General features: G+C 71.2%; 24 protein-coding genes and 1 tRNA gene. 5 read left to right on the top strand and 20 right to left on the bottom strand.

Translation table 11 applies throughout. The features are described 5' to 3' along the window. Window positions 1-87: 87 nt before the first annotated feature. The 7 genes from J5226_RS08835 to J5226_RS08805 all read right to left on the bottom strand — a co-directional run bounded on the left by J5226_RS08835 (window position 88) and on the right by J5226_RS08805 (window position 7,279). Window positions 88-1,467: a HAMP domain-containing sensor histidine kinase gene (locus J5226_RS08835; RefSeq protein WP_215839550.1), complete on the bottom strand. Its 1,380-nt coding sequence runs from the start codon at window positions 1,465-1,467 to the stop codon at window positions 88-90. After that, the gene (locus J5226_RS08830; RefSeq protein ID WP_215839549.1) at window positions 1,464-2,138 is read right to left on the bottom strand and encodes a response regulator transcription factor; all 675 of its coding nucleotides are present in this window, start codon (window positions 2,136-2,138) and stop codon (window positions 1,464-1,466) included. Before J5226_RS08830 ends, J5226_RS08835 begins: the two co-directional genes overlap by 4 nt. Before the next feature lie 55 nt (window positions 2,139-2,193). Further along, window positions 2,194-2,829, bottom strand: coding sequence for a methyltransferase domain-containing protein (locus J5226_RS08825; RefSeq protein ID WP_215839548.1), 636 nt, complete (start codon window positions 2,827-2,829; stop codon window positions 2,194-2,196). Window positions 2,830-2,947: 118 nt separating this feature from the next. Next, a complete protein-coding gene (locus tag J5226_RS08820; RefSeq protein ID WP_215839547.1) occupies window positions 2,948-4,060 on the bottom strand; it encodes a sensor domain-containing diguanylate cyclase in 1,113 nt (370 codons plus the stop codon). A 280-nt stretch (window positions 4,061-4,340) separates the two neighbouring features. Next, a complete protein-coding gene (locus tag J5226_RS08815; RefSeq protein WP_215839546.1) occupies window positions 4,341-5,291 on the bottom strand; it encodes an MBL fold metallo-hydrolase in 951 nt (316 codons plus the stop codon). A gap of 318 nt (window positions 5,292-5,609) precedes the next feature. Then, complete coding sequence (locus J5226_RS08810) at window positions 5,610-5,933, bottom strand: hypothetical protein (protein ID WP_255323036.1); 324 nt, start codon at window positions 5,931-5,933, stop codon at window positions 5,610-5,612. Next, entirely contained in the window at window positions 5,930-7,279 is a 1,350-nt protein-coding gene (locus J5226_RS08805) for a tryptophan--tRNA ligase (RefSeq protein ID WP_215839545.1), read from the bottom strand. The genes J5226_RS08810 and J5226_RS08805 overlap by 4 nt, the downstream gene beginning before the upstream one ends. Before the next feature lie 212 nt (window positions 7,280-7,491). Between J5226_RS08805 and J5226_RS08800 the strand changes: the two genes are divergently transcribed. Then, entirely contained in the window at window positions 7,492-8,337 is an 846-nt protein-coding gene (locus J5226_RS08800) for a hypothetical protein (protein WP_215839544.1), read from the top strand. A 230-nt stretch (window positions 8,338-8,567) separates the two neighbouring features. Here J5226_RS08800 and J5226_RS08795 read toward each other — a convergent pair whose 3' ends face one another. The 3 genes from J5226_RS08795 to rocF form a co-directional block, all read right to left on the bottom strand. After that, window positions 8,568-8,768, bottom strand: coding sequence for a CsbD family protein (locus J5226_RS08795; protein WP_096376803.1), 201 nt, complete (start codon window positions 8,766-8,768; stop codon window positions 8,568-8,570). Window positions 8,769-9,027: 259 nt separating this feature from the next. Beyond that, the gene (locus J5226_RS08790; protein ID WP_215839543.1) at window positions 9,028-9,177 is read right to left on the bottom strand and encodes an entericidin A/B family lipoprotein; all 150 of its coding nucleotides are present in this window, start codon (window positions 9,175-9,177) and stop codon (window positions 9,028-9,030) included. 192 nt (window positions 9,178-9,369) lie between these two features. Next, complete coding sequence (gene rocF, locus J5226_RS08785; protein WP_215839542.1) at window positions 9,370-10,293, bottom strand: arginase; 924 nt, start codon at window positions 10,291-10,293, stop codon at window positions 9,370-9,372. 420 nt (window positions 10,294-10,713) lie between these two features. Here rocF and J5226_RS08780 point away from each other — a divergent pair, with 420 nt between their 5' ends. Then, window positions 10,714-11,208, top strand: a complete 495-nt coding sequence (locus J5226_RS08780) for a hypothetical protein (RefSeq protein ID WP_215839541.1) — start codon at window positions 10,714-10,716, stop codon at window positions 11,206-11,208. 28 nt (window positions 11,209-11,236) lie between these two features. Further along, complete coding sequence (locus J5226_RS08775) at window positions 11,237-12,976, top strand: hypothetical protein (protein WP_215839540.1); 1,740 nt, start codon at window positions 11,237-11,239, stop codon at window positions 12,974-12,976. 199 nt (window positions 12,977-13,175) lie between these two features. Here J5226_RS08775 and J5226_RS08770 read toward each other — a convergent pair. The 6 genes from J5226_RS08770 to J5226_RS08745 all read right to left on the bottom strand — a co-directional run bounded on the left by J5226_RS08770 (window position 13,176) and on the right by J5226_RS08745 (window position 18,608). Further along, window positions 13,176-13,251 (bottom strand) — tRNA-Thr (locus tag J5226_RS08770). Between the two features lie 86 nt (window positions 13,252-13,337). Then, the gene (locus J5226_RS08765) at window positions 13,338-14,156 is read right to left on the bottom strand and encodes an SPOR domain-containing protein (protein WP_215839539.1); all 819 of its coding nucleotides are present in this window, start codon (window positions 14,154-14,156) and stop codon (window positions 13,338-13,340) included. A 22-nt stretch (window positions 14,157-14,178) separates the two neighbouring features. Continuing rightward, window positions 14,179-14,937 carry a type III pantothenate kinase gene (locus J5226_RS08760; RefSeq protein ID WP_215839538.1) on the bottom strand — a complete coding sequence of 253 codons (759 nt, stop codon included), beginning with the start codon at window positions 14,935-14,937 and terminating at the stop codon, window positions 14,179-14,181. After that, entirely contained in the window at window positions 14,934-15,926 is a 993-nt protein-coding gene (gene birA / locus J5226_RS08755) for a bifunctional biotin--[acetyl-CoA-carboxylase] ligase/biotin operon repressor BirA (protein ID WP_215839537.1), read from the bottom strand. Before birA ends, J5226_RS08760 begins: the two co-directional genes overlap by 4 nt. Continuing rightward, window positions 15,926-16,576, bottom strand: coding sequence for a glycerol-3-phosphate 1-O-acyltransferase PlsY (gene plsY / locus J5226_RS08750; RefSeq protein WP_215839536.1), 651 nt, complete (start codon window positions 16,574-16,576; stop codon window positions 15,926-15,928). The genes birA and plsY overlap by 1 nt, the downstream gene beginning before the upstream one ends. Window positions 16,577-16,775: 199 nt before the next feature. Beyond that, window positions 16,776-18,608: a DegV family protein gene (locus J5226_RS08745; protein ID WP_215839535.1), complete on the bottom strand. Its 1,833-nt coding sequence runs from the start codon at window positions 18,606-18,608 to the stop codon at window positions 16,776-16,778. A gap of 151 nt (window positions 18,609-18,759) precedes the next feature. Between J5226_RS08745 and J5226_RS08740 the strand changes: the two genes are divergently transcribed. Together J5226_RS08740 and J5226_RS08735 are read left to right on the top strand one after the other, a co-directional pair. Next, window positions 18,760-19,038: a hypothetical protein gene (locus tag J5226_RS08740; protein ID WP_215839534.1), complete on the top strand. Its 279-nt coding sequence runs from the start codon at window positions 18,760-18,762 to the stop codon at window positions 19,036-19,038. Between the two features lie 36 nt (window positions 19,039-19,074). Beyond that, window positions 19,075-19,821, top strand: coding sequence for a M90 family metallopeptidase (locus tag J5226_RS08735; protein WP_215839533.1), 747 nt, complete (start codon window positions 19,075-19,077; stop codon window positions 19,819-19,821). Between the two features lie 184 nt (window positions 19,822-20,005). Here J5226_RS08735 and J5226_RS08730 read toward each other — a convergent pair whose 3' ends face one another. The 4 genes from J5226_RS08730 to J5226_RS08715 all read right to left on the bottom strand — a co-directional run bounded on the left by J5226_RS08730 (window position 20,006) and on the right by J5226_RS08715 (window position 23,789). After that, window positions 20,006-21,412, bottom strand: a complete 1,407-nt coding sequence (locus J5226_RS08730; protein ID WP_215839532.1) for a sensor histidine kinase — start codon at window positions 21,410-21,412, stop codon at window positions 20,006-20,008. Between the two features lie 185 nt (window positions 21,413-21,597). Then, entirely contained in the window at window positions 21,598-22,281 is a 684-nt protein-coding gene (locus tag J5226_RS08725; RefSeq protein ID WP_031372686.1) for a response regulator transcription factor, read from the bottom strand. 61 nt (window positions 22,282-22,342) lie between these two features. Next, window positions 22,343-22,684 (bottom strand): hypothetical protein, encoded by a 342-nt coding sequence (locus J5226_RS08720; RefSeq protein WP_215840572.1) that lies wholly within the window; start codon window positions 22,682-22,684, stop codon window positions 22,343-22,345. A 178-nt stretch (window positions 22,685-22,862) separates the two neighbouring features. Continuing rightward, complete coding sequence (locus tag J5226_RS08715; RefSeq protein WP_215839531.1) at window positions 22,863-23,789, bottom strand: arginine deiminase-related protein; 927 nt, start codon at window positions 23,787-23,789, stop codon at window positions 22,863-22,865. Window positions 23,790-23,845: the final 56 nt, after the last annotated feature.

Here is a 23,845-nt window from a genome sequence, read left to right as displayed (position 1 = left end):
GAGATAGGAGATAGCGAAGAGCAAAAGCCGCGTCGCCGCTTTTCGCTACCTCCTATCTCCTATCCGCTACCTCCTATCCGCTATCTCCTAGCCGCCCGCTCCCCGCTTCGCCGCCGCCAACGGCAACGCCACCCGAAAACACGCGCCGCCGCCTTGCGCGTCGGTCGCGGTCACCGCGCCGCGGTGCAGGCGCACGATGTCGCGGACCAGATTCAAACCGACGCCCGCGCCGCGCTCGTGCGGCTGTAAGCGGAAGAAGCGCTCGAACACATGCTCGCGGTGCGCGGGCGGGATCCCCGGGCCTTCGTCGCAGACTTCGACCACGCCGTCGCTGCCTTCGCTGGCGACGCGGATCGTCACCGTGCCGCGGTTGCCGCCGTATTCGATGGCGTTCTGCACCAGGTTCACCAACACCCGCTCCAGCGCCAGCGCGTCGCCGTTGACCGGCACCGGCGCGGCCTGCGCGTCGAAGGCGAGTTCGTAGCCGGCGGCGATCGCCAGCGGCGCCAGATCGGCGGCCACGCGCTGGCCCAGATCGCCCAGGTCCAGCGGCTCCAGCAACGGTTCGGTGCGGTCGAGGCGTTGCAGGTCCAGCAGATGCTCGGCCAGCACCGACATGCGCGCCACGTCCTGCAGCAAGCGCTCGCGTTCGGGCGAGGCCGGCATCGCTTCCAGGCGCGCGCTGAGGATGGCGATGGGCGTGCGCAGTTCGTGCGCGGCGTCGGCGAGGAAGCGCCGGCGCCGCTCGAAGCCTTCGTCGTAACGCGCCAGCGCGCCGTTGACCGCGCTCACCAGCGGCCGCACCTCGTCGGGCACGCCGGCCTCGGGCAGGCGCGCGCCGCGCCGCTCCACGTCGAGCGCGCGCGCGTGTTCGATCACCGGCTCCAGGCTGCGCAGCGACCAGCGCACCACCTTGGGCGTGGCGATCGCGGTCACCAACGCCATCACCGCCAGCAGCGGCAGGATCAAGGTGGCGAACAGCGACAGCGTCATCCACATCAGGCGCGAGGCCGACATCACCCGGCCCTTCTCGGTGGTGAGGATGCGCACCGGGCCGAAGCCGGCGTCCACACGCTTGAGCCGCGCGCCGGCGATGCGGTCGTCGCCGAACAAATAGCCCAGGCGCGCCTGGCTGACCTGATCGAGCGCGCCGCCGATGCCGGCGAATTCGGCCGGCACCGGGCCGTGGCGCAATTCGCGCCCGTCTTCGTCGCGGATCACGTACCACAGCCGCGGAATTTCCTCGCGCAACTCGCGCAAGTCGGCGGTATCGCGCAGGCTCAGGCGGCCGGCGGCGTCGCGCTGCAACGCGGCTTGCAAAACTTCCACCGCGTTGTCTTCGTCCACGGCGACGTTGGCCGCGTGCAGGCTCAGCGCGACCAGCACGCCGAACGCGGTCAACAACAGGCATTGCAGGCCGAGCATGCGCCACAGCAAGCGCCCGCGCAGCGAGCTGGACGGCTTCATGCGCTCTCCCGCAACAGATAACCGACGCCGCGGATGCCGTGGATCTCCACGCCCGCGCCGGCCTCGGCCAAACGCCGGCGCAAGCGCGAGACGTGGGCGTCGAGGGTGTTGGATTGGATCTCGTCGTCGTAGCCGTACACCGCCTGCTCGATGGTCTCGCGCAGCACGGTGCGGCCGCGGCGGCGCAGCAGCGCTTCCAGCAGCAGCAATTCGCGCCGCGGCAATTCCAGCGCGCGGCCGTCGACTTCGCCGGTGCGCGCGTCCAGATCGAACGCGAGCCGGCCGATGCGCACGGTGTCGGTCTCCGCGCGCGGCGGGCGCCGGCGCAGCGCGCGCAGGCGCGCCAGCAGTTCCTCGACCGCGAACGGCTTGACCAGATAATCGTCGGCGCCGGCATCCAGGCCGACCACGCGGTCGGCCAGATCGCCGCGCGCGGTCAACACGATCACCGGCGTGTCCAGGCCGCGCGCGCGCAAGCGCGGAATCAGCGACAGACCGTCGCCGTCGGGCAAGCCGCGGTCGAGCACGATCACATCGTGGGCCTGACTCGCCGCCGCGGCCTCGCCTTCGGCCAGGGTCGCGGCGAGGTCGGCGACCATGCCGTAGCGCTTGAGCGCCGCGCTCAGCGCCGCGGCCAGTTCGGGTTCGTCTTCGATCAACAGTATGCGCATGCGCCGATCATCGCCCGACAGCGTCCGTTGCGTATCGTGCCATCGGCGGGCCCGCTCACACGCCCATCCGCCGCCAATCGCGGCGGCGGGTGACCCGGTACACCGAGGCCGGCGGCAGATTCAGCCGCGCCGTGCCCAGGCGCTGGACTTTGAAGCCGTAACGCTCCAGCCACGCGCGCGGCAGCGGGAAGCTCAATCCGTAAGTGAACTGGTAGTAAGCGCCGTCCTCGCCGAGTTGCGCGAACGCGCCCAGCAGCACCGCCAACCGCTGCCGCGGCGGCAGATTGCGCAGCGGCAGGCCGCTGACCACCGCGCCGGCGCCGGCGTCGCCGAACAGGCGCGCGCGGCGCAGGCGGCGCGCGTCGGCGCACAGCACGCGCGCTTGCGGGAAGCGTTCGCTCAGCAGCTGCGCGAACTCGGGGCCGTATTCGAGCAAGGTCAGATCGCGCTCGGCCACGCCGCGTTCGAGTAAGGCGCGAGTGAACACGCCGGTGCCCGGGCCGAGTTCCAACACCGGGCCGGTGCCGGCGTCGATCTGCGCGGTGATCAGCCGCGCCAGCGCCGCGCCGGACGGCGCGATCGCGCCGACCCGGCCCGGTGCGCGCGACCACGAGCGCAGGAACGACCAGTAATCGCCGCGCGCGCGCTCCGGCGCGGCGCGGACGGCGGGGGACAGGGGCTGGCTGCTCATGCGGACGGGGCTCCGATGCGGGTCTGCCTCGATTGTCCGCACCGGCATTGCGTCAACATTGCGTCGCCGTGGCCGTCGCGCGTTCGCCCGGCCGGAGCCGGCGCGGCGGCCCTGCGGCTCAACCGTCGTCGGCGACCAAGCGGTCGCGGCCGCCGGCCTTGGCCCGGTACAGCGCCTGATCGGCGCGGTCGAACACCTGCTCGGGCGCGTCGCGGCCCGGCTCGCCCGCGGCCACGCCGATCGACACGGTCAGCGCGAACGGCAGCGACGAACGCGCCACGCGGCCGCGGATGCGCTCGCCGACCTCGGCCGCCGCGGCCAGCCGGGTGCCCGGCAGCACCACCAGGAATTCCTCGCCGCCGTAGCGAATCGCGACATCGCCCTCGCGGATCGAACCGGCCACCGCGTCGGCCACCGCGCGCAAGGCGCGATCGCCGAGCAGATGGCCGTGGCGGTCGTTGACCTGCTTGAAATGATCCACGTCGATCAGCATCAGCGTGTAGGCGACGCGGCCGAGCTTGTGCATCGTCTCCGGGCTGCCCTGCAACTGCGCCAGCGCGGTGCGGTTGAGCAAGCCGGTCAGCGCGTCGTGGCTGGCGCTGTGCAACAGTTCCTCGTTGCGCAGCTGCAGATCGGCCTGCGCGCGTTCCAATTGCAGCGCGAAGGCTTCGCGCTCCGACAGCAAGCGCCGCTGTTCCATCGCGTAGCGGCGCAACTCGAACAAATGCTGGATCTGCCGCGCCAGCGCGGCCAAGCCTTCGGCCTGCGCCGCGCGCAATTGCCGCGGCTGCGCGTCGAGCACGCAGATCGTTCCCAGCGGATGGCCGTCGGGCGTCCACAGCGGCGCGCCGGCGTAGAAGCGCAGCGCGCGGCCGTCTTCCAGGCTCAGGCCGAGCGCGGCGAAGCGCGGATCGGCGCCGACGTCTTCGATGGCCAACAAACGGTCGGGCTGCGAACGCCAGATCAGCTCCGAGCAGATCGAATGCGAGCGCGGCAACTCGCCCGGCGCGACGCCGACGCGGGCCTTGAACCAGACCCGCTCGCGGTCGAGCAAGGCGATGGCCGCGGCCGGCGTATCGCACAGGGTCGCGGCGAGGCGGACGATGTCGTCGTACGCGCTCTCCGGCACGCTGTCGAGCAGGCCGTAGGCGCTCAGCGCCAGCAGCCGCGCGGCTTCGTCCGCGGGCGGCGGCGGATCGGGGACGGCGTGCAGCGGGCGGGGGCGGGACACGGTGGGCGGACGGCCTCGGCTCGGGCTCTTGGAGGCTACTGCGGCGGCGATTCAGCGATCGTGACGGCGGTCGAGGGGATCGTCCAGCCTAATTAGGCGCGTTAAGCCGCCGGATCGCTTTCGGTCGCCGCCCGCGACGAGCCGCAGCTTGAGTTCCGTCTTCCGGCATCGGTTCGAGCGGACTGTTATCGACCGGCGGCTTTGGGCGGCGCCTACGCGGCCAAGTCGGGCGGGCGGCCCGGATGCCGCTGCGCGCCCCAACGGCTGCGATCCGAACGCCTCAGCCGCCGCGCGCCAACCACACCTCCAAGCCCTGCGCATTGAGCTCGACATCGATCGCCAGCGCCGCGCGCACCTGCGCCTCGCTCAGCGGGCTGCCGTGCTCGCGCGCGCGGGCGGCGAAATAATCGGCGAGCGCGGCGGTCAGGCGTTCGTGCAAGCCTTCGCCGCCCGGCTGCGCGGCCGCGCGCGCCATGCCCACCATCGCGTCGATCTGTTCGATCAGCTCCGCGCCCAAGCGCTGCGCGTCGCCGACCCGGCCGTAATGCGTCAGATACATCCCCGCCGGATCGCGCGCCAGCAAGGCGCGGATCGATCGCTTGAGCGGCTCGGGCTCGAACTGCACCGGCGAACTGGTCGGCAGCACGAACGGGCCGCGCGCCGAATCGAATTCGCGATACGACAAACCGAAGGTGTCGCCGGTGAACCAGCCGCGGCTGCGCTGATCCCACACGCACAGGTGATGGCGGGCGTGGCCGGGCGTGTCCACGCACAGCAGCGGACGGCCGGCGAGATCGACGACGTAGCCGTCGTCGGCGACGACCACGCGCTCCTGCGGAATCGGCACGATCTCGCCGTAGCTGCGCGCCATCTCCTCCTCGCCGTACACCGCGGTGGCGCCGGCGACCAGACGCGAGGGATCGATCATGTGCGGCGCGCCGCGCGGATGCACCGCCAGACGCGCGTTCGGCAAGCGCCGCATCAACGCGCCCGCGCCGCCGGCGTGGTCGAGATGGACGTGGGTGAGGATCAGCCAATCGACCTCGGCCGGGGTCAACCCGTGCGCGGCCAGCGCGCCGAGCAAGGCCGGAATCGAATGCTGGGTGCCGCAATCGACGAACGCGGCGCGGCCGTTCTCGATCAGCAGATAGGCGGCGTCGAAGATCGGCCGCTGAAAACCGGTATCGACGGTGACGATGCCGTGGTCGGCGGACGCGAGGGCTGCGCTCATGGGCGATGGCGGGGCTGGGGCCGGCCCTCAGTCTAGGCCGGCGCGCGCGTTCGCGGCGATGCGGCTTTGGTCGGATCACGGGTCGCGATGCGCCCGACGGCCGCACCGGCTCCCGCCATCCGCCCCTAGGCCCGACCACAACGTCATTCCCGCGAACGCGGGAATCCAGGGCTTTATCGCGGCACGAATCCGAAGTCTCCGGATGTCCGACTTCGACGAAAAGGAACGGAGCCCGCGCTCGCGGGAACGACGCTCAGGCAAGGGCGGCTCGATGTCGACGGCGATAAGCGTCGCGGCAACGCGGCGCCGCGGCCTACCTCAATCGCGATAGTCCTTGACCCCGCGCAACCACCGCCACCGCAGCGCCACCGCCAACGCCAGCACCGCCAAGAACACGCCGTAACCGAGCGAGGTCGCCAGAATCTGCGGCCACATCGCCCCGTAATCGTGCCCGGCATGCAAATGCGCCCAATGCACCGCGAGCACGAACGCGCACACCGACACCGCCAGCGACACCGCATCGAACAGCTTGCGCGCCGGGTTGCGCGGCCGCCGCGGATACAGCCAGAACAGCGCGCCGAGGATCGCGAACCACGGCAGGAACAGGATCAAGGCCAGATTGAGCTCGACGAAGCGGCTCACGAGGCGGCGCGCTCCTGTGCGGCGGCCTTGGCCGCGCGCGCGGCTTCTTCGGCGCGGCGGATCGCGTCCAGCGCCCGCGCCACGCGCTCGCGCGCGTCCGCGTCGACCGCTTCGCTCGCCGCCAACAACGCGTCGAGCGTCTGCGCCGACGCGTCGGACTTGGCCCGCCCGATCAACTGGCCGATGTCCTTGGGCGCGGCGAAACCGCGGCTCTGCAGCAGCACGTCGTCCTCGATCGCGAGCTTGAAGTAGAACTGCCCGTCGGCCTCGCGGTACTGCTTGAACACCGGCACCGCTTCGGCCTTGGTTTCCTCGCTCAGCGAAATGCCGCCGGCCGTGGACAAATCGCGCAGGCCCACCGCTTCGCGCAAGCGCCGCATGTGCGCCTTGCCGTAGCGCTCGCGCACGCGCTGCGCGCCGTCGATCAGGATCGCTTCGATGTCCTGCGGCCGCGCCATCAACGCTTCGTACTTCTCGCGCAGCGGCGCGATCTCGGTATCGATGCGCTCGAACAAGGCCTGCTTGGCCTCGCCCCAGGCGATGCCCTCGGCGAAGGCCCGGCGCATGGCCTGGGTCTCCTCCTCGCTGGCGAAGGCCTGATAGATCTGGAACAGCGCCGAGCCTTCGGTCTCCTTCGGCTCGCCGGGCGCGCGCGAATCGGTGACGATCGAATAGATCAGCTTCTTGAGCTGCTCGCGCGGCGCGAACAGCGGAATGGTGTTGTCGTAGCTCTTGCTCATCTTGCGGCCGTCCAGGCCCGGCAAGGTCGCCACGCTTTCTTCGATCAGCGCTTCGGGCAGGACGAAATGCTCGCCGTAGAGATGGTTGAAGCGCTGGCCGAAGTCGCGCGCCATCTCGATGTGCTGGATCTGATCGCGGCCCACCGGCACCTTGTGCGCGTTGAACACGAGGATGTCGGCGGCCATCAGCACCGGGTACATGAACAATCCGGCGGTGATGCCGGCGTCCTCGTCCACGCCTTCGGCGTCGTTCTTGTCCACCGCGGCCTTGTAGGCGTGGGCGCGGTTGAGGATGCCCTTGCCGGCGACGCAGGTCAGGAACCACGCCAGTTCGGGGATCTCGACGATTTCGCTCTGCCGGTAGAACCACACCTTGTCCGGTTCCAGGCCGCAGGCCAGCCAGGTCGCGGCGATTTCCAGGGTCGAGCGCTGCACGCGCTCGGGCTGCTGCACCTTGATCAGCGCATGCAGGTCGGCCAGGAAATAAAAGCTCTCCACGCCGGGGTCGAGGCTGGCGGCGACGGCCGGGCGGATCGCGCCGACGTAGTTGCCGAGGTGGGGAGTGCCGGAGGTGGTGATGCCGGTGAGAACGCGGGTCTGGGTCATGAGGAATCTGCGGTGGAGCCTGATCGGCCAGTGTAGCGGCTCGCGCCGCGCGCAGAGTGCGGACCGCCGCGGATTGGCTAAACCGCCGGCAAACGGCGCGGCCCGGCGTCCGCCCCGGTCCGCCGCCGCTAACCCCACCGCCGCCGCGGCCGCGTTAGCAGCCTGCGTACCCGGCCCCGCCGCGCCGCGCGCGGCCCCACAGGAGACCCGCCATGTTCCGCTCATTCGCCCTGCTCGCCGCCGCCGCGCTGACCGCCGGCGCCTGCACCCCGGTCCAGGCCCGCCCGCTGGTCGATCTGGCGGTGATCGACCGCGACAGCGGCGACTGGCTGCCGAACTGGTCCTGGCGCGGCCAGCAATGGATCGCCGGCGCGCCCGGCCACCGCTATTCGGTGCGCCTGACCAACAACACCGGCCAGCGCGTGCTGGTGGTGCTGTCGGTGGACGGCGTCAACGCGGTCAGCGGCCAGACCGCGAGCCCGTCGCAATCGGGCTATGTGCTCGACGCCTGGCAATCCACCGAAATCAACGGCTGGCGCAAGTCGCTCGACGACGTCGCCCAGTTCGTGTTCACCGACTTGGGCGACAGCTACGCCGCGCGCACCGGCCGTCCCGACAACGTCGGCGTGATCGGTGCGGCGGTGTTCCAGGAACGTCAGGTCTATCGCCCGCCGGTGTATCCGTCGCCGCGTCCGTATCCCCCGTATCCGTATCCGGCGCAAGGCCGCGCGGAAGACGCGGCCAAGTCCGAAGGCCGTTACGGCAACGCCGCGCCCGCCGCGCCGGCGGCCGAGCGCTCGCGCGAATCGGTCGCCGATACCGCCGCGCAGACCATCGGCACCGGCCACGGCGCGCGCGAATGGTCGCCGGTGTCGCAGACCGAATTCGTGCGCGCCTCACGCTCGCCGGCGCAGGTGGTGGAACTGCGTTACGACGATTACTCTGCGCTGGTCGCGCGCGGCGTGGTACCGCGCTACCGCGATCCGGTCTATCGCCCCGACACGCCGCGCGCGTTTCCCGACGGTTTCGTGGCCGATCCGCCGTCGCGTCGCTGGTAACGCCGTTGCCCATGTAGGAGCGGCGCGAGCCGCGACCGCGACAACGCGACTACGACGAACGCGCCCTACCGCAGCAAAAGCAACGACAACTCTCGCGACATGCGTGGGATAGAAACGTTCGTCGCAGCTGCGTTGTCGCGGTCGCGGCTCGCGCCGCTCCTACAGGGGGATGCCCCACAACGAAAAGGCCGGGACGTCCCGGCCTTTTCGCTTCGTGCGCGCTCGGCGCATCAGTTCAAGGTCTTGCCGAACTCGCGCACTTCCTTCTCCGCGCGATCGCGCTCCCAGCCGTAGCGTTCCTGCAGCTTGCCGGCGAGATATTCGGCGTTGCCTTCGGCGACATCGAACACGTCGTCGGTCAAGTCGCCCCACTTCGCCTGGGCCTTGCCTTTGAGCTGCGTCCACTTGCCGGCAATGATGTCTTTGTTCATCGGTCGACTCCTCGGTTGGGGGAAGCGTCGCGGCGCGTCGTCTCGGCGACGAAGCGCGTCGCGATATCGCCGCCGCAGCGTCGCATCGCGCGCATTCGCGATCGGTCACGAAGACGTTAGCCGGCGCTTGACCTCGATGAACGCTGTGAATCCTTCAGCCGCGAACCGCGACGCGGCCGACAAAAAAGCGAAGGCCGGGTCGCCCCGGCCTTCGCTGCGTGTCGCGTGTCGAACGGATCGGCGCGAACGCCGGCGCGCCTCACTTGCCGTCGCGCACGTCCTCGGCCTTCTGCTCGACCTTCTCGCCGGCCTTCTTCACGTCCTTGCCCGCGCCCGCGATGGTGTTGCACGCGGTCAGGGTTCCCATCGAGAACAGGGCCAGCAGCAACAGGGCGGTCAAACGCTTCATGGGAATCTCCTCGTTTCGTCGTGCGGGTCGTCGTGGTGGATACCGTCCGGCCGCGCCGTGGCGCGTCCTGGGTCGGGATCAAACGCGAGCGAACGTGAAGCCGGCGTGGAGCGCCGGCCGCCGCCGCGGCGAAACAAGGCCTTGCGCGAACCGCGGCGACGGCGCGCGTCAGCCGCGATTCATCGCCGCGCCTCAGTCGCGCATCAGGGTCGATTTGCCGAACAGGCTCTCGACCAGATCCACCGCCAGCTTGGCGGTGCGGTTGCGCTTGTCGAGGATCGGATTGAGCTCGACGATGTCGATCGAACCCAACCGCCCGCTGTCGGCGATCATCTCCATCACCAACTGCGCTTCGCGATAATTCGGACCGCCCGGCACCGTGGTGCCGACGCCCGGCGCGATGCTCGGGTCGAGGAAATCGACGTCGAAGCTGACGTGCAGATGGGTGTTCTCGTCCAGGCCTTCCAGCGCTTCCTCCATGACCCGGCGCATGCCGATCTCATCGATGTAGCGCATGTCGTACACGTCCAGGCCGTGCTGCTGGATCAGCTGCTTTTCGCCCGGATCGACCGAACGGATGCCGATCTGGCGGATCTCGTCGGGCCGCATCGCCGGCGCGTCGCCGCCCAGGCGGACCAGCTCTTCCGGGCCGATGCCGCACAGGCACGACACCGGCATGCCGTGGATGTTGCCCGACGGCGTCACCTGGCTGGTGTTGAAGTCGGCGTGCGCGTCGAGCCACAGCACGCGCAGTTGCTTGCCGTTGTCGCGGCAATGGCGCGCGACCGCGGTGATCGAGCCCAAGCCCAGGCAGTGATCGCCGCCGAGCAGGATCGGCAAACGGCCGATGCGCAGCTCCGCGCCGACCGCGTCCATCACCGCGCGATTCCACGCCACCACTTCGGGCAGATGGCGATAGCCGGCGACCGGCTTCTGCCAAGGATTGCGCGGGCCGTCGAGATTGCCGCGGTCGACCACGTCGACGCCGCGCGCGGCCAGCGCTTCGCCCAGTCCGGCGATGCGCAGCGCTTCCGGCCCCAGGCGCGCGCCGCGATGGCCGGCGCCCACGTCGGTGGGCGCGCCGATCAACGAAACCGGGGGATAAATACGACTCATGCGAATGTCCTCATCGCCGCGCCGGATGAATCCACGGCGCGGCATCGTTAGGTGAACGCGCCAGTGCCGGCGGCACCGCGCGATCGCCGCAACAGGGCCGTTGCGGCCGCCGACGATGCGGCCATTTTAAGGGGCCGCCGCGGGAGTGGCTATCCACGCCGAGTGCGCAATTTGCGGCGATTCGTCCGCGCGATTCGCGCGAAAACCGACCGCCGGTCGGATTTCGCGCCGATTTCCGTTGCCCGCGCGCGCCGGGGTTTGCTAGTTATGGCGGCAGAGCAGGATTCCATGGAGGGCCTTGTGCGGCTTGCCGATTCCCCATCCGCCGCGCTGTTCGCCGCGCTGTGCGCCAGCGCCTTGAGCGCTTGCGCGAGCGCGCCCTCCCCTTCGACACCGATGCCGGCCAAGGAGAGCGCCGCCATGCCCCAGTCGTCCGCACCGTCCGACCGCGTTCCCGACGCCGAGCAGATCGGCGCGCGTTTCCTGCAATTGCTCGGCGGCCTGGAGCGCCGCGACGAGCTCAGCGTCGCCAAGGTCGAACAAGCCACCGGCGTCGCGCTCAAGCGCGGCCAAGGCGGCCCGTTCTACACCCACGACTTGCAGGCGGGTTGGTATTACCTGCTGCACTACGTCGAGGACTCCGGCGCGATCAAGCGCGGCGTCGGCCTGGAATTCGGCCATCGCGGCGAAACGCCCGCCGACCTGCGGCCGATCTGCGCGCTGAGCTTCCAGGACTATCACCAGCGCTTGCGCGCGCTGGGCTTCAGCGACGCGCCGAACTACGGCGAGATCGGCCAATTGATCGATTGGCGCTACCGCAAGGGCGATCTGACCGTGGCGGTGGTGCCGTGGCCGCAAAGTCCGGCCGACGCGAAAACGCCGGCCTGCGTGAAGTCGATCGCCACGCTCAACTGAGCGCGCCACCGAGCAAGGAAGCCTCGTCATGCCCATCGAACCCAATCCCGACCTCAACGCGGCGATCTCGAATTTCGAGAAGCAACCCGGCGTCACCGCGCAACAAGTCGCGCAATTGCGCCACGCGCTCGGGTCCGACCCGGGCATGCTGCGCGACTTGAATCAGGAAGCCACCGCCGGGCAGTTGCGCGGCTTCGCCGTGCAAGCGGCGGGGACGACGCCGCCCAGTTTGGTCGGCAGCTACAACCTCAGCAGCGGCGTGATCACGTTGCCCGCGGCGAGTTTCCAGGCGACCGGCAACACCTCCAGTGCCGATCTGCGCGCCGTGGTCCAGGTGCAGGAAATGTCGGTGCGTTTCGGCAACAGCCGTTTCCAGGATCCGGGCAACGCCGCGGCGACCTTGCCGGTCACCCAGGACATGATCGACAACCTGCAAGGCACCATCAACGGCTCGCCGGTGCTCGCGCGCGAGGTGAAAAAGGCCGCGACCACGGCCGACCCCGGCGACAGCCAGACGCCGCACCGCAATCATCTGGAAAACTTCGGCTTCGTTTCCGGCATCGCCGCCGGCGGCACCTACGACGGCGAAGGCAAGACCATGCGCTTGCCGGCGGCGCGCCTGCAAAGCCCGACTTACGACGCCGTGGACATGACCTTCGTGCTCGGGCACGAGATCGAGCACGGCTTCAACCATCCGACCTCGCGCGCCGCCAATCAGGCGCTGTTCGACGGCGCCCGCGCGGTCGCCGCGCAGCCCGGCGCGACGCACGATTACACCGCCACCATCGGCACGTATCTGGAAGCCAGCCGCAAGGACGAGGCCGAAGCCGAGATCGCCGGTTGGAACGCCGCGTTGAGCCGGCTGCAGCAGGCCAATCCGGCCGCCAATCAGACCGACATGCTCAACACCGGCAATTCGCGCATGCAGGATTTCGTCCATCGCGATCCGGCCACCAACACCGTGGTCGCGCTGCCCGCGCCGGCCGGCAAGCAGCCGCTGCAATTCAATCCCGACGGTTCGCTCAATTCCACGCCGGACAACGTCGCCGCGATGGGCCGGCAGTATTTCGACCGGCCACCGAATCCGGCGCCGGCCGCCGACCGTCCGCTCGGCATCGGCGAACGCGGTTCCTCGGACTATTCCAACTACTACGGCGCCCACGCGGTCGAAGCCGCGATCGGCGCCGAACGCGATCACGCCCTGGCGCATCCGGGCGTGGCCCATCGCATGACCCTCAACATGTCCAGCCTGCGGCTGAGCGAGGACCTGCTCGAACGCGAGGGCATCAACATCCAGCGCAATCCGGGCACGCCGCAGCCGTATTACGACAGCGGCCATACGCCGCCGGCCGCGCATCATTTCGATCACACCCAGAACGGCGCCAACGACCACACCCACGTTCCCATCGCCGGCGCGCCGCCCGCGCCCTCGGCGCTGGAGCGGCTGTCGCCGAACGATCGGGCGATGTTCGAGCGGCTGCGCGAGCAGGCGCCGGCGAATCTGTCGGAGGACACGCTCGGACGCGCGTTGCACGCAGCCAAGGCGGCCGGCATCGAGCGGCCGGATCAGATCGCCTCGGCGCGGGTCAGCGGCGAGCGGTTGTGGGTCGAGGGGACTACGCCGGGGTTTCATGCGGCGGTGAATGTCGCCGGCAACGGGCCGGGGTTGCGGGAGTTGGCGCAGGCGCAACAGCCGGCGCAGCAGGAAACGCAACAGCAGGCGCAGCAGCAGGAGCAGGCCAGGACGGCGGCGACGCGCGCGCATTAGCGCGGGGGTGGCGGTGTCGATGTCGTGGGGTTGAATCGTCGCCGGTGTTGGACGGCGGTGGATTCGTGTGCGCTGCGATCGGGCGAGAGCCGGTTTTCTCGGCGGGGTGCGATTGGCGTGAATCGCTTGGCGTTCGCGGCCGGATTGTGCGCGGCCTTCGGATGAGCTGGCCGGGCGGTTGCTCTTTCTCGGGGTCACGTGGTGCCGCTTGTCCGAATCGAACGGACGACCGCTCGCTTACAAGGCGAGTGCTCTACCAACTGAGCTAAAGCGGCAGCGAAAACGCGGGGCCGGCGCGGGCCGGCCGGGCCATTCTATCGCGCCGGCGCGGCCGGCGGACAAGCGCGGCCGAAGCGCGCCTTCAGCGCACCTTGTCGCAGGAAATGCCGCGCCAGCGCGCCGCGCCGGCGGCGACGCGCAGCGCTTCGCCCTTGGAGGTCGCGGTCGCGGCGTCCAGCCACACTTGGCCGTTGCTCTCGCCCAGCGCCTCGACCTTGACCGCGAACCCGGCGGCGGACAGTTCGGTGCCGCGGCGGCGCGCGGACTCCTCGCTGCGGAAGCGGCCCAGCGCGATCGCGTTGGCGTCGGCGCCGCTCATCACGAACAGATCGCTGAAGCCGGCCGCGCGGATGCGCTGCGCGGTGGCCTGCGCGGCCTCGGCGTTGGCGGTCGGCAGATAGACCCGCCAGCCGCGCGAATTGCCGCCGCCGGACAAGGTGCGGCTGGAGACCTTCTGCGCCAGCGGCGACAGCTTGGCGCGCGCCGCGTCGGCGGCCGCGGCATCGGCGAAGGGGCCGACGCTGAAGCACTGCGGCGGCGTCGCCGGCGCGGGCGGCGGCGTCGCGGCGGCGACCGTTTCCGGCTTGGCGTCGGCGGGTCTGACCTCAGCGGGCTTGGCGTCGGCCGGTTTGATTTCGGCGGCCTTGGCGTCCGCGGACTTGGCGTCGGACGGCTTCGATTCGGCGAGCTTGAGCCCCTCGCCCGGCTTGGCGTCGGCCTGCGCGGTCGCCGCGGCGACCGGCGCCGCGGCGCGCTGGCCTTCGTCGACCAACTGCAAGCGCGCCACGCCCAGCGGCAGCGTCTCTTCGGCCGGCGGCGGCGGTTCGGGGCGCGCGATCCACCACGCGGCGACACCGAGGTTGAGGGCGGTCAGCAGGACGATGAGGGCGCGAACGAGCATGCGGGGATTCTAGCCTGCGCGGTCAGGGCGAAGTCTCGACCGCCGCCCAGATCGCCAGCCCTTCCAGCACCAGCGTGGGCGCGGGCTGCGCCATCGGCAGCGCGGCGATCAGCGCGTCGCTGCCGCCGCCGTGCAGCAGCAGCCGCGGGGTCGCGCCCAGGCGCTGCGCGGCGCGCACGAGGCTGCGTTCGATCAGCGCGATCGCCGCGCCGTCGGCGCCTGAGGCCAGCGCGTCCTCGGTGTCGGCGGCGAAATCCAGCGCGCGGCCGCCGTGCTCGGGCAGTTGCGGCGCGCGCGCGTGCAGCGCTTCGCGCATCAGCGTCGGCGACGGCGCGATCAGGCCGCCGTGGTGCAGGCCGTCGGCGTCGAGCAGGTCGATGGTCAGCGCGGTGCCGACTCCGCAGATCAGGCTCGCGCCGCGCGCGTGCGCATGCGCGCCGAGCAAGCCGAGGAAACGGTCGACGCCGAACTTGCGCGGCTCGGCATAGGCGATGCGCACCTCGCCGAAGCCCGGCGCGCGGAAACGCGGCTGGGTGCGGGCGATGGAGATGCGGCGGCAGCGCGCGCTCAGCGCCTGCAGCACCGCCATGCGCTGGGCGGGATGGGCGACGCTGGCCAGATACGCCGCGTCGATGCGTTCGCGCGGCAGCCGCTCGCTCAACGCGGCGGCGATGTCTTCCTCGCGATGCGGCAAGGCCAGCGCCTCGCCGGGACGGCCGTCGGCGCGCAGCGGCGCGCACTTGAGCCGGGTGTTGCCCAGATCGAACAGCCACGCGCTCATCGCGGCGCTCCGCGGCGCACGCTGACTTCGCCGGCGTGGAAGCGGCGCTCTTCGCCGTCGTCCAGGCGCACGCGCAAGGCGCCGTCGTCGGCCAGACCGAGCGCGGTGCCGCGGTGTTCGGCGTCGCTGCCGAGCACGCCGACGGTTTGCCCGGCGAGCGCGTCGAACGCGGCGTAGCGGTCGAGGAACGGGGCCAAGCCTTGCGCGTCGAATTCGTCCAGCGCCGGCAGCAAGCTATCGAGCAAGGCCGCCACCACCGCGCTGCGCGCAGGCGGCTGCGCGCCGGCCAGCGCGGCCAGATCGCACCACGGCTGATCGATCTGCGCGGCGGCCGCGGCCGGCATGCGCACGTTGAGGCCCAGGCCGATCACCGCGCGCGCCGGCCCGGCGTATTCGCCGCCGCCTTCGACCAGCAAACCGCCGAGCTTGCGCAGGCCGTCGCCGTCGAGCGCGACCAGATCGTTCGGCCACTTCAAGCGCACCGCCTGGAAACCCAGCGTGTGCAGCGCTTCGGCCGCGGCGATGCCGGCGACCAGGCTCAACCCGCCCAGCCGCGCCAAGCCGCCGCCGAACGAGCGCGCCAGCGAGAGATACAGATGCGCGGCCAACGGCGAGGCCCAGACCCGGCCGCGGCGCCCGCGGCCGCCGGTCTGGCGTTCGGCCAGCAACACCGCCGCGCCGCGCGCGGGCGTGGGGCGGCGCAGCAGCTCGCTGTTGGTCGAATCGATGCTCCAGGCGACGTCCAGCGAATCCAGGCGCGCGCGCGACGGCGGCGACAGCGCGGTTTCGATGGCCGCGGCGTCGAGCAGATCCAGCGGCTGCGACAGCGCGTAGCCGCGCCCGGGCTTGGCTTCGATGGCCACGCCGGCTTCGCGCAGCGCTTCGATCCGCTTCCACACCGCGGCGCGGGTCTGCCCCGCCGCGGCGGCAAGCGCGTCGCCGGTGGCCGGGCCCGCGATCAGGCGTTGCAATAGCGCGCGGTCGTCCATCAGCCCCGGCGCCAGCGGTGCAGCAAGCGCGCGCGGGCGAAGCGCGATTCGGTGCCGGCGCGCAGGCGCGCCAGATTGCCGCGATGGGTGAACGCCACCAGCGCCGCCGCGGCGACGCAGAACCACAGCCGCGGCGCGCCGGCGTCGGTGTACCAGGCCAGCAACGGCAGGCTCAGCGCGCCGATCACGCTGGCGAGGCCGACGTAACCGGTCAGCACGATGGTCGCCGCCCACACCAGCAACAGCGCCGGCACCACGAACGGCCACAGCACCAGCAGGCCGCCGACCAAGGTCGCCACGCCCTTGCCGCCGCGAAAGCCGTGCCACAGCGGCCAGACGTGGCCGAGCACCGCGGCGAACGCGGCCAGATACCCGTGCGCGGTCACCGACAACGCGCCGCCGACCGGGGCGTAGCGCAGCGCCAGCCACGCGGCCAGCGCGCCCTTGCCGATGTCGATGACGACCACGCCGAGCGCGAAGCGCGCGCCCTGCGTGCGCAGCGCGTTGGTGCCGCCGGCGTTGCCGCTGCCTTGGGTGCGGATATCGACCCCGCGCAGCTTGCCCAGGGCGAGGCTGCCGGACACCGAGCCGAGCGCGTAGGCCGCCGCCAGCAGCGCCAGCGAGCGCGGCTCCGGGACGGCGACGGACAAGACGGGCGCCAAGGCGGGCGCGAAGGCGGAAAGCGGCATGGCGCGGATTATGCGGGAGGCGGCGGGCGTTTCGCTGCGGCCCAGCGCGCCGATGCGTCGCCCGATCCGCGCCGAACGGCGTTCGGACGCTAGGTTCTCGCCGCGATCGCCGCCGATCCGCGCCGAACCCGCGAACCGCCCGAACCCCGCGCCGTGGCGTTCAAACCGCCCCCGGCACCGGCTGCAGCGACGCCAGCAACGCGCCCCGCCCCGCATGCGCGCCCAGCGCCGGCCCGGTTTCCACCAGGAAGGCCTGATCCAGATCGAGCCGGCGCCGCAGCGCTTCCAGCAAGCACTCGCCGTCGCCGCGCGCGTCGCAGTGGCCGACGATGGCGCGCCAGCGCTGCCCGCGCGGTGTGCGCCGGGCGATGTAGCGGGCGAACGCCTCCGGCGCGCTCGCGCGGGCGAACACGCCGCCGCGCACGCCCATGCGTCCGTCCGCGCCCATCCGCGCGATCGGGGTCAGCCCGGTCCAGCGCACCACCCGCCCGGCCCACGGTGGAATTCGGCCGCCGCGCACCGCGTGCGAGATGTCGCGCGCGGTCGCCCAGGTCGTGGTCAGCGGCTTGAGCCGCTCCAGTTCGGCCAGCACCGCCTCCACCGCGATGCCGTCGGCGGCCAGCTCGGCCGCGCGCCACGCCAGCAGCGCCTGCCCGCCGGCGGCGTTGGCGGTGTCGAACACCCGCACCCGCCGCGCGTCGCTGCGCGCGGCGGCTTGTTCGCCGGCCTGCAAGGTGCCCGAGACCGCGCGCGACAGGCCGACGTACAGCACTTCGTCGCGATGGCCGAGCAGGAAATCGAAGACCCGGCGGAAATCGCCCGGCGGCGGCTGGCTGGTGCGCGGCAGTTCGCCGGCGGCGGCCATGCGCCGGTAGAACTCGGCCGTGCTCAGGCCGGCGCCGTCGAGGTAATCGCGCCCGTCCACCGACACCCGCACCGGGACGCGCAGGATGCGGTAGCGCTCGGCCAGCTCCTCGGGCAGATCGGCGGCGCTGTCGATCACGATCGCCAACGCCTGCGCATGTTCGATGCTGCGCTGCTGGGCGAGCATGTCGTCGGCCTTCATGCCTTCGACCGAACCGAACCGCGCGCAGGCGTCGAACAAGGCCTGCGGCGCGCCGACGTGGCCGTGCACGCGCAGGCGCGCGGCGCCGCCGGCCAGCACCAGCGAATCGGCGCCGAGGGCTTCGAGCGCGTCGCGCAGCGCCTCGCGCGGCAGGTTTTCGCCGAGCAACAGGCATTCGCTGCACCAGCGGCGGTGCGGATCGACCGCATCGTGCGCGGCCGGCACCGCCTCGGCGTGGTCGTGCCCGCAGCCGTCGTTGGCCGCGGCCGCCGCCGCGCGCATGCGCAGCGCGCGCGGGCCGCCTTCGACGAATTCGGCGATGCCTTCGAGCAGATCGACGAAGCCCTGCGCGCCGGCATCGACCACGCCGGCGCGCTGCAACACGGCCATTTGCAGCGGCGTGCGCGCCAACGCGCTGCGCGCCCGCGCCAGCGCCTGGGCGAAGCCGGGCCGCGGGTCGCCGTCGACGCTGGCGCGCGCGGCCTCGTCCAGCGCGTCGGCGAAGGCGTTGATGACGCTGAGGATGGTGCCCTCGACCGGATGCGCCAACGCCGCGCGGGCGTTGCCGGCGCCGTGGCGGACCGCCGCGGCCAGGGTCGCCGCGTCCAGCCCGGGCTGGGCGCGCGCGTACTCGGCCACGCCGAACAGGAACTGGGCCAGGATCGCCCCGGAATTGCCACGGGCGCCGTCGATGGCGTCGTCGCCGACCTGCTTGAGCAGTTCGCCGATGTGGCGGCTGCGCCGGCTCAGCGCCCCGTTCAGCAGGCTGCCCAGGGTATAGGCCAGATTGCTGCCGGTGTCGCCGTCGGCCACCGGAAACACGTTGATCCGGTTGAGCGCGTCGCGCCCGGCGATGACCCGGCGCGCGCCGGCGATCAGGGCCCGGCGCAGGGCCGGGGCGGTCAACGGCGGGCGGGGCGTCGGCATGAATGCGAGTCTCGCGCAAATGCGTGCCATGGCTTGCTGCGGCGCACAATGGGTTGTGCCGCCAGCCGCCGGATTCGGTACGGTTTTCGCGTTATAGTCGGCAACTGCCACGGCCCCCGGGAGGGGTCGCGCCGCCCCCAAGGATTCCGCCATGTTACGGATCTGCCTGTGCCTGCTGTTCCTGACCGCGAGCGTGGCCGTGACCCAGGCGAGCGCGCGCGAGGTCAGCAAGCTGAGCCCGAACGACGCCTGCTCGAGCAATGCCGGCGCGGCCAAGGACGCCCCGGCGCGGCCGCAGTCGCGCGGCGGCAACGCCCCGCAGACCGCGCGCGACACCAAGGCCAAGCCCAGCGTGCACAGCGACTCCGACGGCGGCAACCGGCTGCAGTCGCCGCGCTGGCATAATTTCCTGCCGGGCATGTTCCGCTGACGCGCGACGCTTAGCCCGCCTTTCGCCGGGTCCGCCTTGTTCGAGTTCTTGCGCCGTTTGCGGCGCCCCGCCGCTATAGACGATGCCTTGTGGCGCGACACCGTCGCCGCGGTGCCCTGGGCGCAGGCGCTCGACGCGACGCGCCGCGAACGCCTGCGCGAACTGGCCGCGCGCTTCCTGCACGAGAAAACCATCAGCCCGATCGGCGAGTTCGAGCTCGGCGATCTGCAGCGCGCGCAGTTGGCCGCGCTGTGCTGCCTGCCGCTGCTCGAGTTCGGCGCCGAAGGCCTGCGCGGCTGGTCGCAGTTGATCGTCTATCCCGACGCGTTCCGGGTCGGCCGCACCCACGTGGACGCGGCCGGCGTATTGCACGAATGGGAAGACGAGCTGATCGGCGAATCCTGGGACGCCGGGCCGCTGATCCTGTCGTGGGCCGATGTGGCCGCCGATTGCGAGGACCCGCGCGCGGGCTTCTGCGTCGCCGCGCACGAGATGGCGCACAAGCTCGACGCGCTCGACGGCGAGTTCGACGGCACCCCGCCGCTGCCGCGGCCGTGGCAACGCGAGTGGGCGCGCGATTTCCAGAGCGCGTACGACGCTTTCGTCCAGGAGGTGGACAGCGGGCGCGAGGTCTCGATCGATCCGTACGCGGGCGAGGCGCCGGAGGAGTTCTTCGCGGTCGCGACCGAGTACCACTTCAGCGATCCGCACGCGCTGCGCGAGGCGATGCCGAAGGTCGCCGAACATCTGCGGCGTTTGTACGGGGAATCGCCGTTCGCTTGAGGCTGGAAGCTGCGCCGGGATCTTCGCGGGGTTCGCGGTCGCTGCAGTGGCGCGGTCGCGGCTCGCGCCGCTCCTACAGGGGCTCCGGCCGGTTTCATTCGCGACGGTAGGAGCGGCGCGAGCCGCGACCGCGCCACCGCAACGACGTCGAGGCCCGCACCGTTTCGGAAGCAACCCGCCCGGATTACAACCCCGGCGGCAACTTCACCTCGAACCGCGTCCCGCCGAGCTCTTCCGACGGCGTGACATCGAGCGTGCCGCGATACCCGCGCACCAAGTCCTGCACGATCGCCAAGCCGATGCCGTGGCCTTGCACGCGCTCGTCGCCGCGCACGCCGCGCTGCAGGATGTTGGCGACCTTCTCCGGCGGAATGCCGGGGCCGTCGTCGTCCACCGCCAGCAACAGGCCGGGCCGGCGCTGGGCCGCGGTCTCGCCGGGCTTGACCGTCAGCAGGACCCGCGAATTCGCCCACTTGAACGCGTTTTCCAGCAGATTGCCGAGCAGTTCCTGCAAGTCGCCCGGCTCGCCGTGGAATTGCACGCCGTCGGCCAGATCGAACTCGCACAAGATGCCCTTGGACGCGTAAACCTTTTCCAGGCCGCGCACGATCTCTTCGGCGTGCGACTCGATCGCCACCGGCGCGGCGAACAGCGCGTGGCCGCCGGACGCGGCGCGCGCGAGCTGGTAGGACACCAGATCGTTCATGCGCCGCAATTGCAGATCGAGGTCTTCGCGCAGCTCCGGTTCCATCTTCGCGCCGCTGTCGTCGTCCAGGCGCGCGCGCAGCACCGCCAGCGGCGTTTTCAGGCTGTGGGCGAGATCGGCCAGGGTGTTGCGCTGGCGGTCGAGGTTCTCGCGCTCGCTCTCGATGAAGGCGTTGATGCTTTCGGTCAGCGGCTCGAGTTCGCGCGGGTGGCGCTCGCTCATGCGCGAGGCCGCGCCGCGCTGCACGCGCTTGAGCTCCTCGATCACGCGATTGAGCGGGCGCAGGCTCCACTGCATGATCAGCGCCTGCAACAACAGCAAGATCACGCCGGCGCCGCCGAGATAACGCCACAGCGCCTGGCGGAACACGCCGACCTGATGGCGCAGCGCGCTGGTGTCTTCGAGGATGTAGATCGTGTACTGGAACTCGCTCTTGGGATCGCCGTCGACGCTCCAGATCAGGCCGCGGCCGTAGCGATAGGCTTCGCCGGATTTTCCGTTGATCTCGGTCAGCGCCAGCGGGCCTTCGAAGGATTCCTCGGCGGCCTTGAGCATGCCGCCGTCGGGCAGCACCGGCCCTTGCGCCGACATCGAATCCCAGTGCCCGTTGGGCAGGATCACTTCGGCGTACAAGCCGCTGCCCGGGCGGTCGAAGCGCGGGTCCGGCGGATCGTAGGGCGGGATGATTTCGCCGCCGCGGCCGAAATCGGTGTCGGCGGCGTAGGCCAGCGCATAGCTGGTCAGACGCTGGCGCAGATTGTTTTCGGCGGTTTCCAGGAACGCGCGGTCGAGCGCGACGCCGGCCAGGGCCAGGAATGCGAGCAGGCCGAGACTGGCGGCCAACAGTTGGCGCGCGCGCAGCGAGCGGGGCTGGCCCCAGCTCATGGCGACACCTGGGCCGTCCGGCCCGCTGCGATGGAAGACGCGGGCCGCATGGGTCCGAACTGCTCCTGGGACCGAACTGGGGGAAGTGCGTGCCGCCGCGAACGCGGCGGCCTATTGGATCGCCGCCGCGCGAGGACTGTCAAATCGGCGGACGATCGGGCGCCGCGGGCGGCGCGCGCGGCGGCTCAGTCGCCGCTGCGGGGGATGGCGAAACGGTAGCCGCGGCCGCGCACGGTTTCGATCGGCTTGAGCGCGCCGTCCGGATCGAGCTTCTTGCGCAGTCGGCCGATGAAGACTTCCAGCACGTTGGAGTCGCGGTCGAAGTCCTGCTGATAGATGTGTTCGGTGAGGTCGGCCTTCGAGACCAGCTCGCCGGCGTGCATCATCAGATACTCCAGCACCTTGTACTCGTAGCTGGTGAGATCGACGTTGCCGCCGTTGACGCTGACCGTCTGCGCGGCCAGATCCAGCATCACCGGGCCGCACTCCAAGGTCGGCTTGCTCCAGCCGGCGGCGCGGCGGACCAGGGCGTTGAGGCGGGCCAGCAGTTCTTCGACATGGAAGGGCTTGACCAGATAATCGTCGGCGCCCTGCTTGAGGCCCTCGACCTTGTCCTGCCAGCTCGAACGGGCGGTCAGAATCAGCACCGGGAATTTCTTGCCCTCGTCGCGCAGGGCCTTGATCAGTTCCATGCCCGACATCTTGGGCAGGCCCAGATCGATGATGCCCAGGTCGAACGGCACTTCGCGGCCCATGTACAGGCCCTCCTCGCCGTCTTGCGCGGCATCGACCGCGAAGCCCTCGCGCTTGAGGCGCGCGGCCAGGGTCTCGCGCAGCGGCGCTTCGTCTTCGACCAGCAGAATTCGCATGGGCACTCCCTTGATAAATTGCGGCCCGACAGGATCGTTTTGCGGACCGTCGGAGCGAAGGTTAGTCGTTATTGTTGTCGTCGCGGCGTGTAGGGCGGTCGTCCTCGCGGCGCCCGCCCCGCTGCTGCGGGTCGTCCATGTATACCCGGACCCGCCCGCTGGAATCGACCACTTTCACCCGATTGACGTCGCGGCCGTCGAAGGGAACGCGCTCCGCGCTCAAGACCTGGCCGCCGCCGCTCTCGCGCTCGAACCGACGTACCGAGTCGGACAGGGAGCTGTTGCGCTCCTCGCGGCGCTCGTGCCCGCGCCAGCGGCCGTCGTCGTGCTGCGCCCAGGCGTTGCCGGCCGCCAGCGAGGCGACGAGCAGCAGCGACGGGATGCGGGCAGAGCGGATGCGCATGGCGTTCGGGCGAGCCCCCAGCAGAACGATGAAGTGGCGAATAAGCGACGTGCCGGCATTTTCGGAACGCAGCGGTGAATCCGATCTGAACTTTTCCGCCGCTGCCGGGACGGCATTCAGTCCGCCCGGACCCGCGTCACACCGCGCCCGTGCCGGGGTTAGCGCCGGCCGGACGCGCTCAGAACACCTCGCCGACGCAGCAGCGCAGCGAGCCGCCCGCGGCTTCGATCGCGTCGAGCTCGACCGTCGCCACCGCGAAACCGGCCGCGGCCAGCGCCTGCTGCGTGGCCGGACGGGCCGCGCGCGCGGCGCCGGCGCTCATCCAAACCGTATACGTCGACAGGGCGATGGCGTTGGCGACGAAGCCGGCCTGCTCGGCGGCGTCGAGCACGATCCCGCGCGAACCGTGGAAATCGGCGATGGCCGCGGCCACGCCCGGATCGGCGAATCCGGCCGGGCTGACCAGCGCGGCGCGGCCGGCCAGCACCGCCAACACGACGTTGGTGTGGTATTCGCCCGCGGCGAGGTCGAACAGCAAAGTCGCGCGCAGGCCGAAGGTTTCGTGCATCAGCGCCGCGCCGCGCTCGTCGCAGCGCTCCGACAGACCGGCGTAGCCCAGGCCGCGGGCGCGGTCGATCACCAGCGCGCCGGTGAGTTCGCACGGATGCGGCTGGCGCGACAGGTCGCGCTCCTCATAGCCCAGCACTTGCTCGAAGAAGCGGCGGATGTCGGCGCGCTCGGCCTCGCGCTGGCGCACGGGGTGGCGCATGCGCCCGACCACGTAGCGCGGCGCGGCGCCGGGCGCGCGCGCGGTGGCGAAGACGTTGTTGGGGAACAGCGCGTCGGGCGTGTCGGCGTCGCCGGCGAAGCAGATCGTCGGCAGGGTCTGCGACAGCGCCATGTGCAGCGCGCGGTGTTGGGCGGCGGCGCGGCCGGGATCGAAGTCGCCGGCCGCGGCCATGTAGCGGTTGTCGCCGGCCGACTGTTCGGCGCGGGCGAAGCCGTCGGGGGCGACCAGGAACGCGGCGCGCGCGGTGGCGGCGCCGAAATCCGGGGCCAGGGTGCGGGCGTGATCGAAGAAGGCGGTCGGGTCGCGGGTGATCATCGGTGGGCGTTCGGATGAAGAGTCGTCGCCCGCGCGCGGGCGAAGAAGCGGCGCGC

This window comes from Lysobacter sp. K5869, assembly GCF_018847975.1.
Lineage (GTDB): Bacteria > Pseudomonadota > Gammaproteobacteria > Xanthomonadales > Xanthomonadaceae > Lysobacter.
Note: the sequence above shows the minus strand (reverse complement) of the source record. Positions and strands in the feature narration are given on the sequence as shown.

Coding starts and splice junctions, on each gene's coding strand:
- J5226_RS08825 (WP_215839548.1), bottom strand. CDS start 2,829: ATGAGCAGCCAGCCCCTGTCCCCCGCCGTCCGCGCCGCGCCGGAGCGC.
- J5226_RS08790 (WP_215839543.1), bottom strand. CDS start 9,177: ATGAAGCGTTTGACCGCCCTGTTGCTGCTGGCCCTGTTCTCGATGGGA.
- J5226_RS08715 (WP_215839531.1), bottom strand. CDS start 23,789: ATGATCACCCGCGACCCGACCGCCTTCTTCGATCACGCCCGCACCCTG.
- J5226_RS08780 (WP_215839541.1), top strand. CDS start 10,714: ATGCCCCAGTCGTCCGCACCGTCCGACCGCGTTCCCGACGCCGAGCAG.
- J5226_RS08725 (WP_031372686.1), bottom strand. CDS start 22,281: ATGCGAATTCTGCTGGTCGAAGACGAAGCGCCGCTGCGCGAGACCCTG.
- birA (WP_215839537.1), bottom strand. CDS start 15,926: ATGGACGACCGCGCGCTATTGCAACGCCTGATCGCGGGCCCGGCCACC.
- J5226_RS08765 (WP_215839539.1), bottom strand. CDS start 14,156: ATGCTCGTTCGCGCCCTCATCGTCCTGCTGACCGCCCTCAACCTCGGT.
- J5226_RS08740 (WP_215839534.1), top strand. CDS start 18,760: ATGTTACGGATCTGCCTGTGCCTGCTGTTCCTGACCGCGAGCGTGGCC.
- J5226_RS08835 (WP_215839550.1), bottom strand. CDS start 1,467: ATGAAGCCGTCCAGCTCGCTGCGCGGGCGCTTGCTGTGGCGCATGCTC.
- J5226_RS08760 (WP_215839538.1), bottom strand. CDS start 14,937: ATGAGCGCGTGGCTGTTCGATCTGGGCAACACCCGGCTCAAGTGCGCG.
- J5226_RS08805 (WP_215839545.1), bottom strand. CDS start 7,279: ATGACCCAGACCCGCGTTCTCACCGGCATCACCACCTCCGGCACTCCC.
- J5226_RS08720 (WP_215840572.1), bottom strand. CDS start 22,684: ATGCGCATCCGCTCTGCCCGCATCCCGTCGCTGCTGCTCGTCGCCTCG.
- J5226_RS08730 (WP_215839532.1), bottom strand. CDS start 21,412: ATGAGCTGGGGCCAGCCCCGCTCGCTGCGCGCGCGCCAACTGTTGGCC.
- J5226_RS08800 (WP_215839544.1), top strand. CDS start 7,492: ATGTTCCGCTCATTCGCCCTGCTCGCCGCCGCCGCGCTGACCGCCGGC.
- J5226_RS08815 (WP_215839546.1), bottom strand. CDS start 5,291: ATGAGCGCAGCCCTCGCGTCCGCCGACCACGGCATCGTCACCGTCGAT.
- J5226_RS08830 (WP_215839549.1), bottom strand. CDS start 2,138: ATGCGCATACTGTTGATCGAAGACGAACCCGAACTGGCCGCGGCGCTG.
- J5226_RS08775 (WP_215839540.1), top strand. CDS start 11,237: ATGCCCATCGAACCCAATCCCGACCTCAACGCGGCGATCTCGAATTTC.
- J5226_RS08745 (WP_215839535.1), bottom strand. CDS start 18,608: ATGCCGACGCCCCGCCCGCCGTTGACCGCCCCGGCCCTGCGCCGGGCC.
- J5226_RS08795 (WP_096376803.1), bottom strand. CDS start 8,768: ATGAACAAAGACATCATTGCCGGCAAGTGGACGCAGCTCAAAGGCAAG.
- rocF (WP_215839542.1), bottom strand. CDS start 10,293: ATGAGTCGTATTTATCCCCCGGTTTCGTTGATCGGCGCGCCCACCGAC.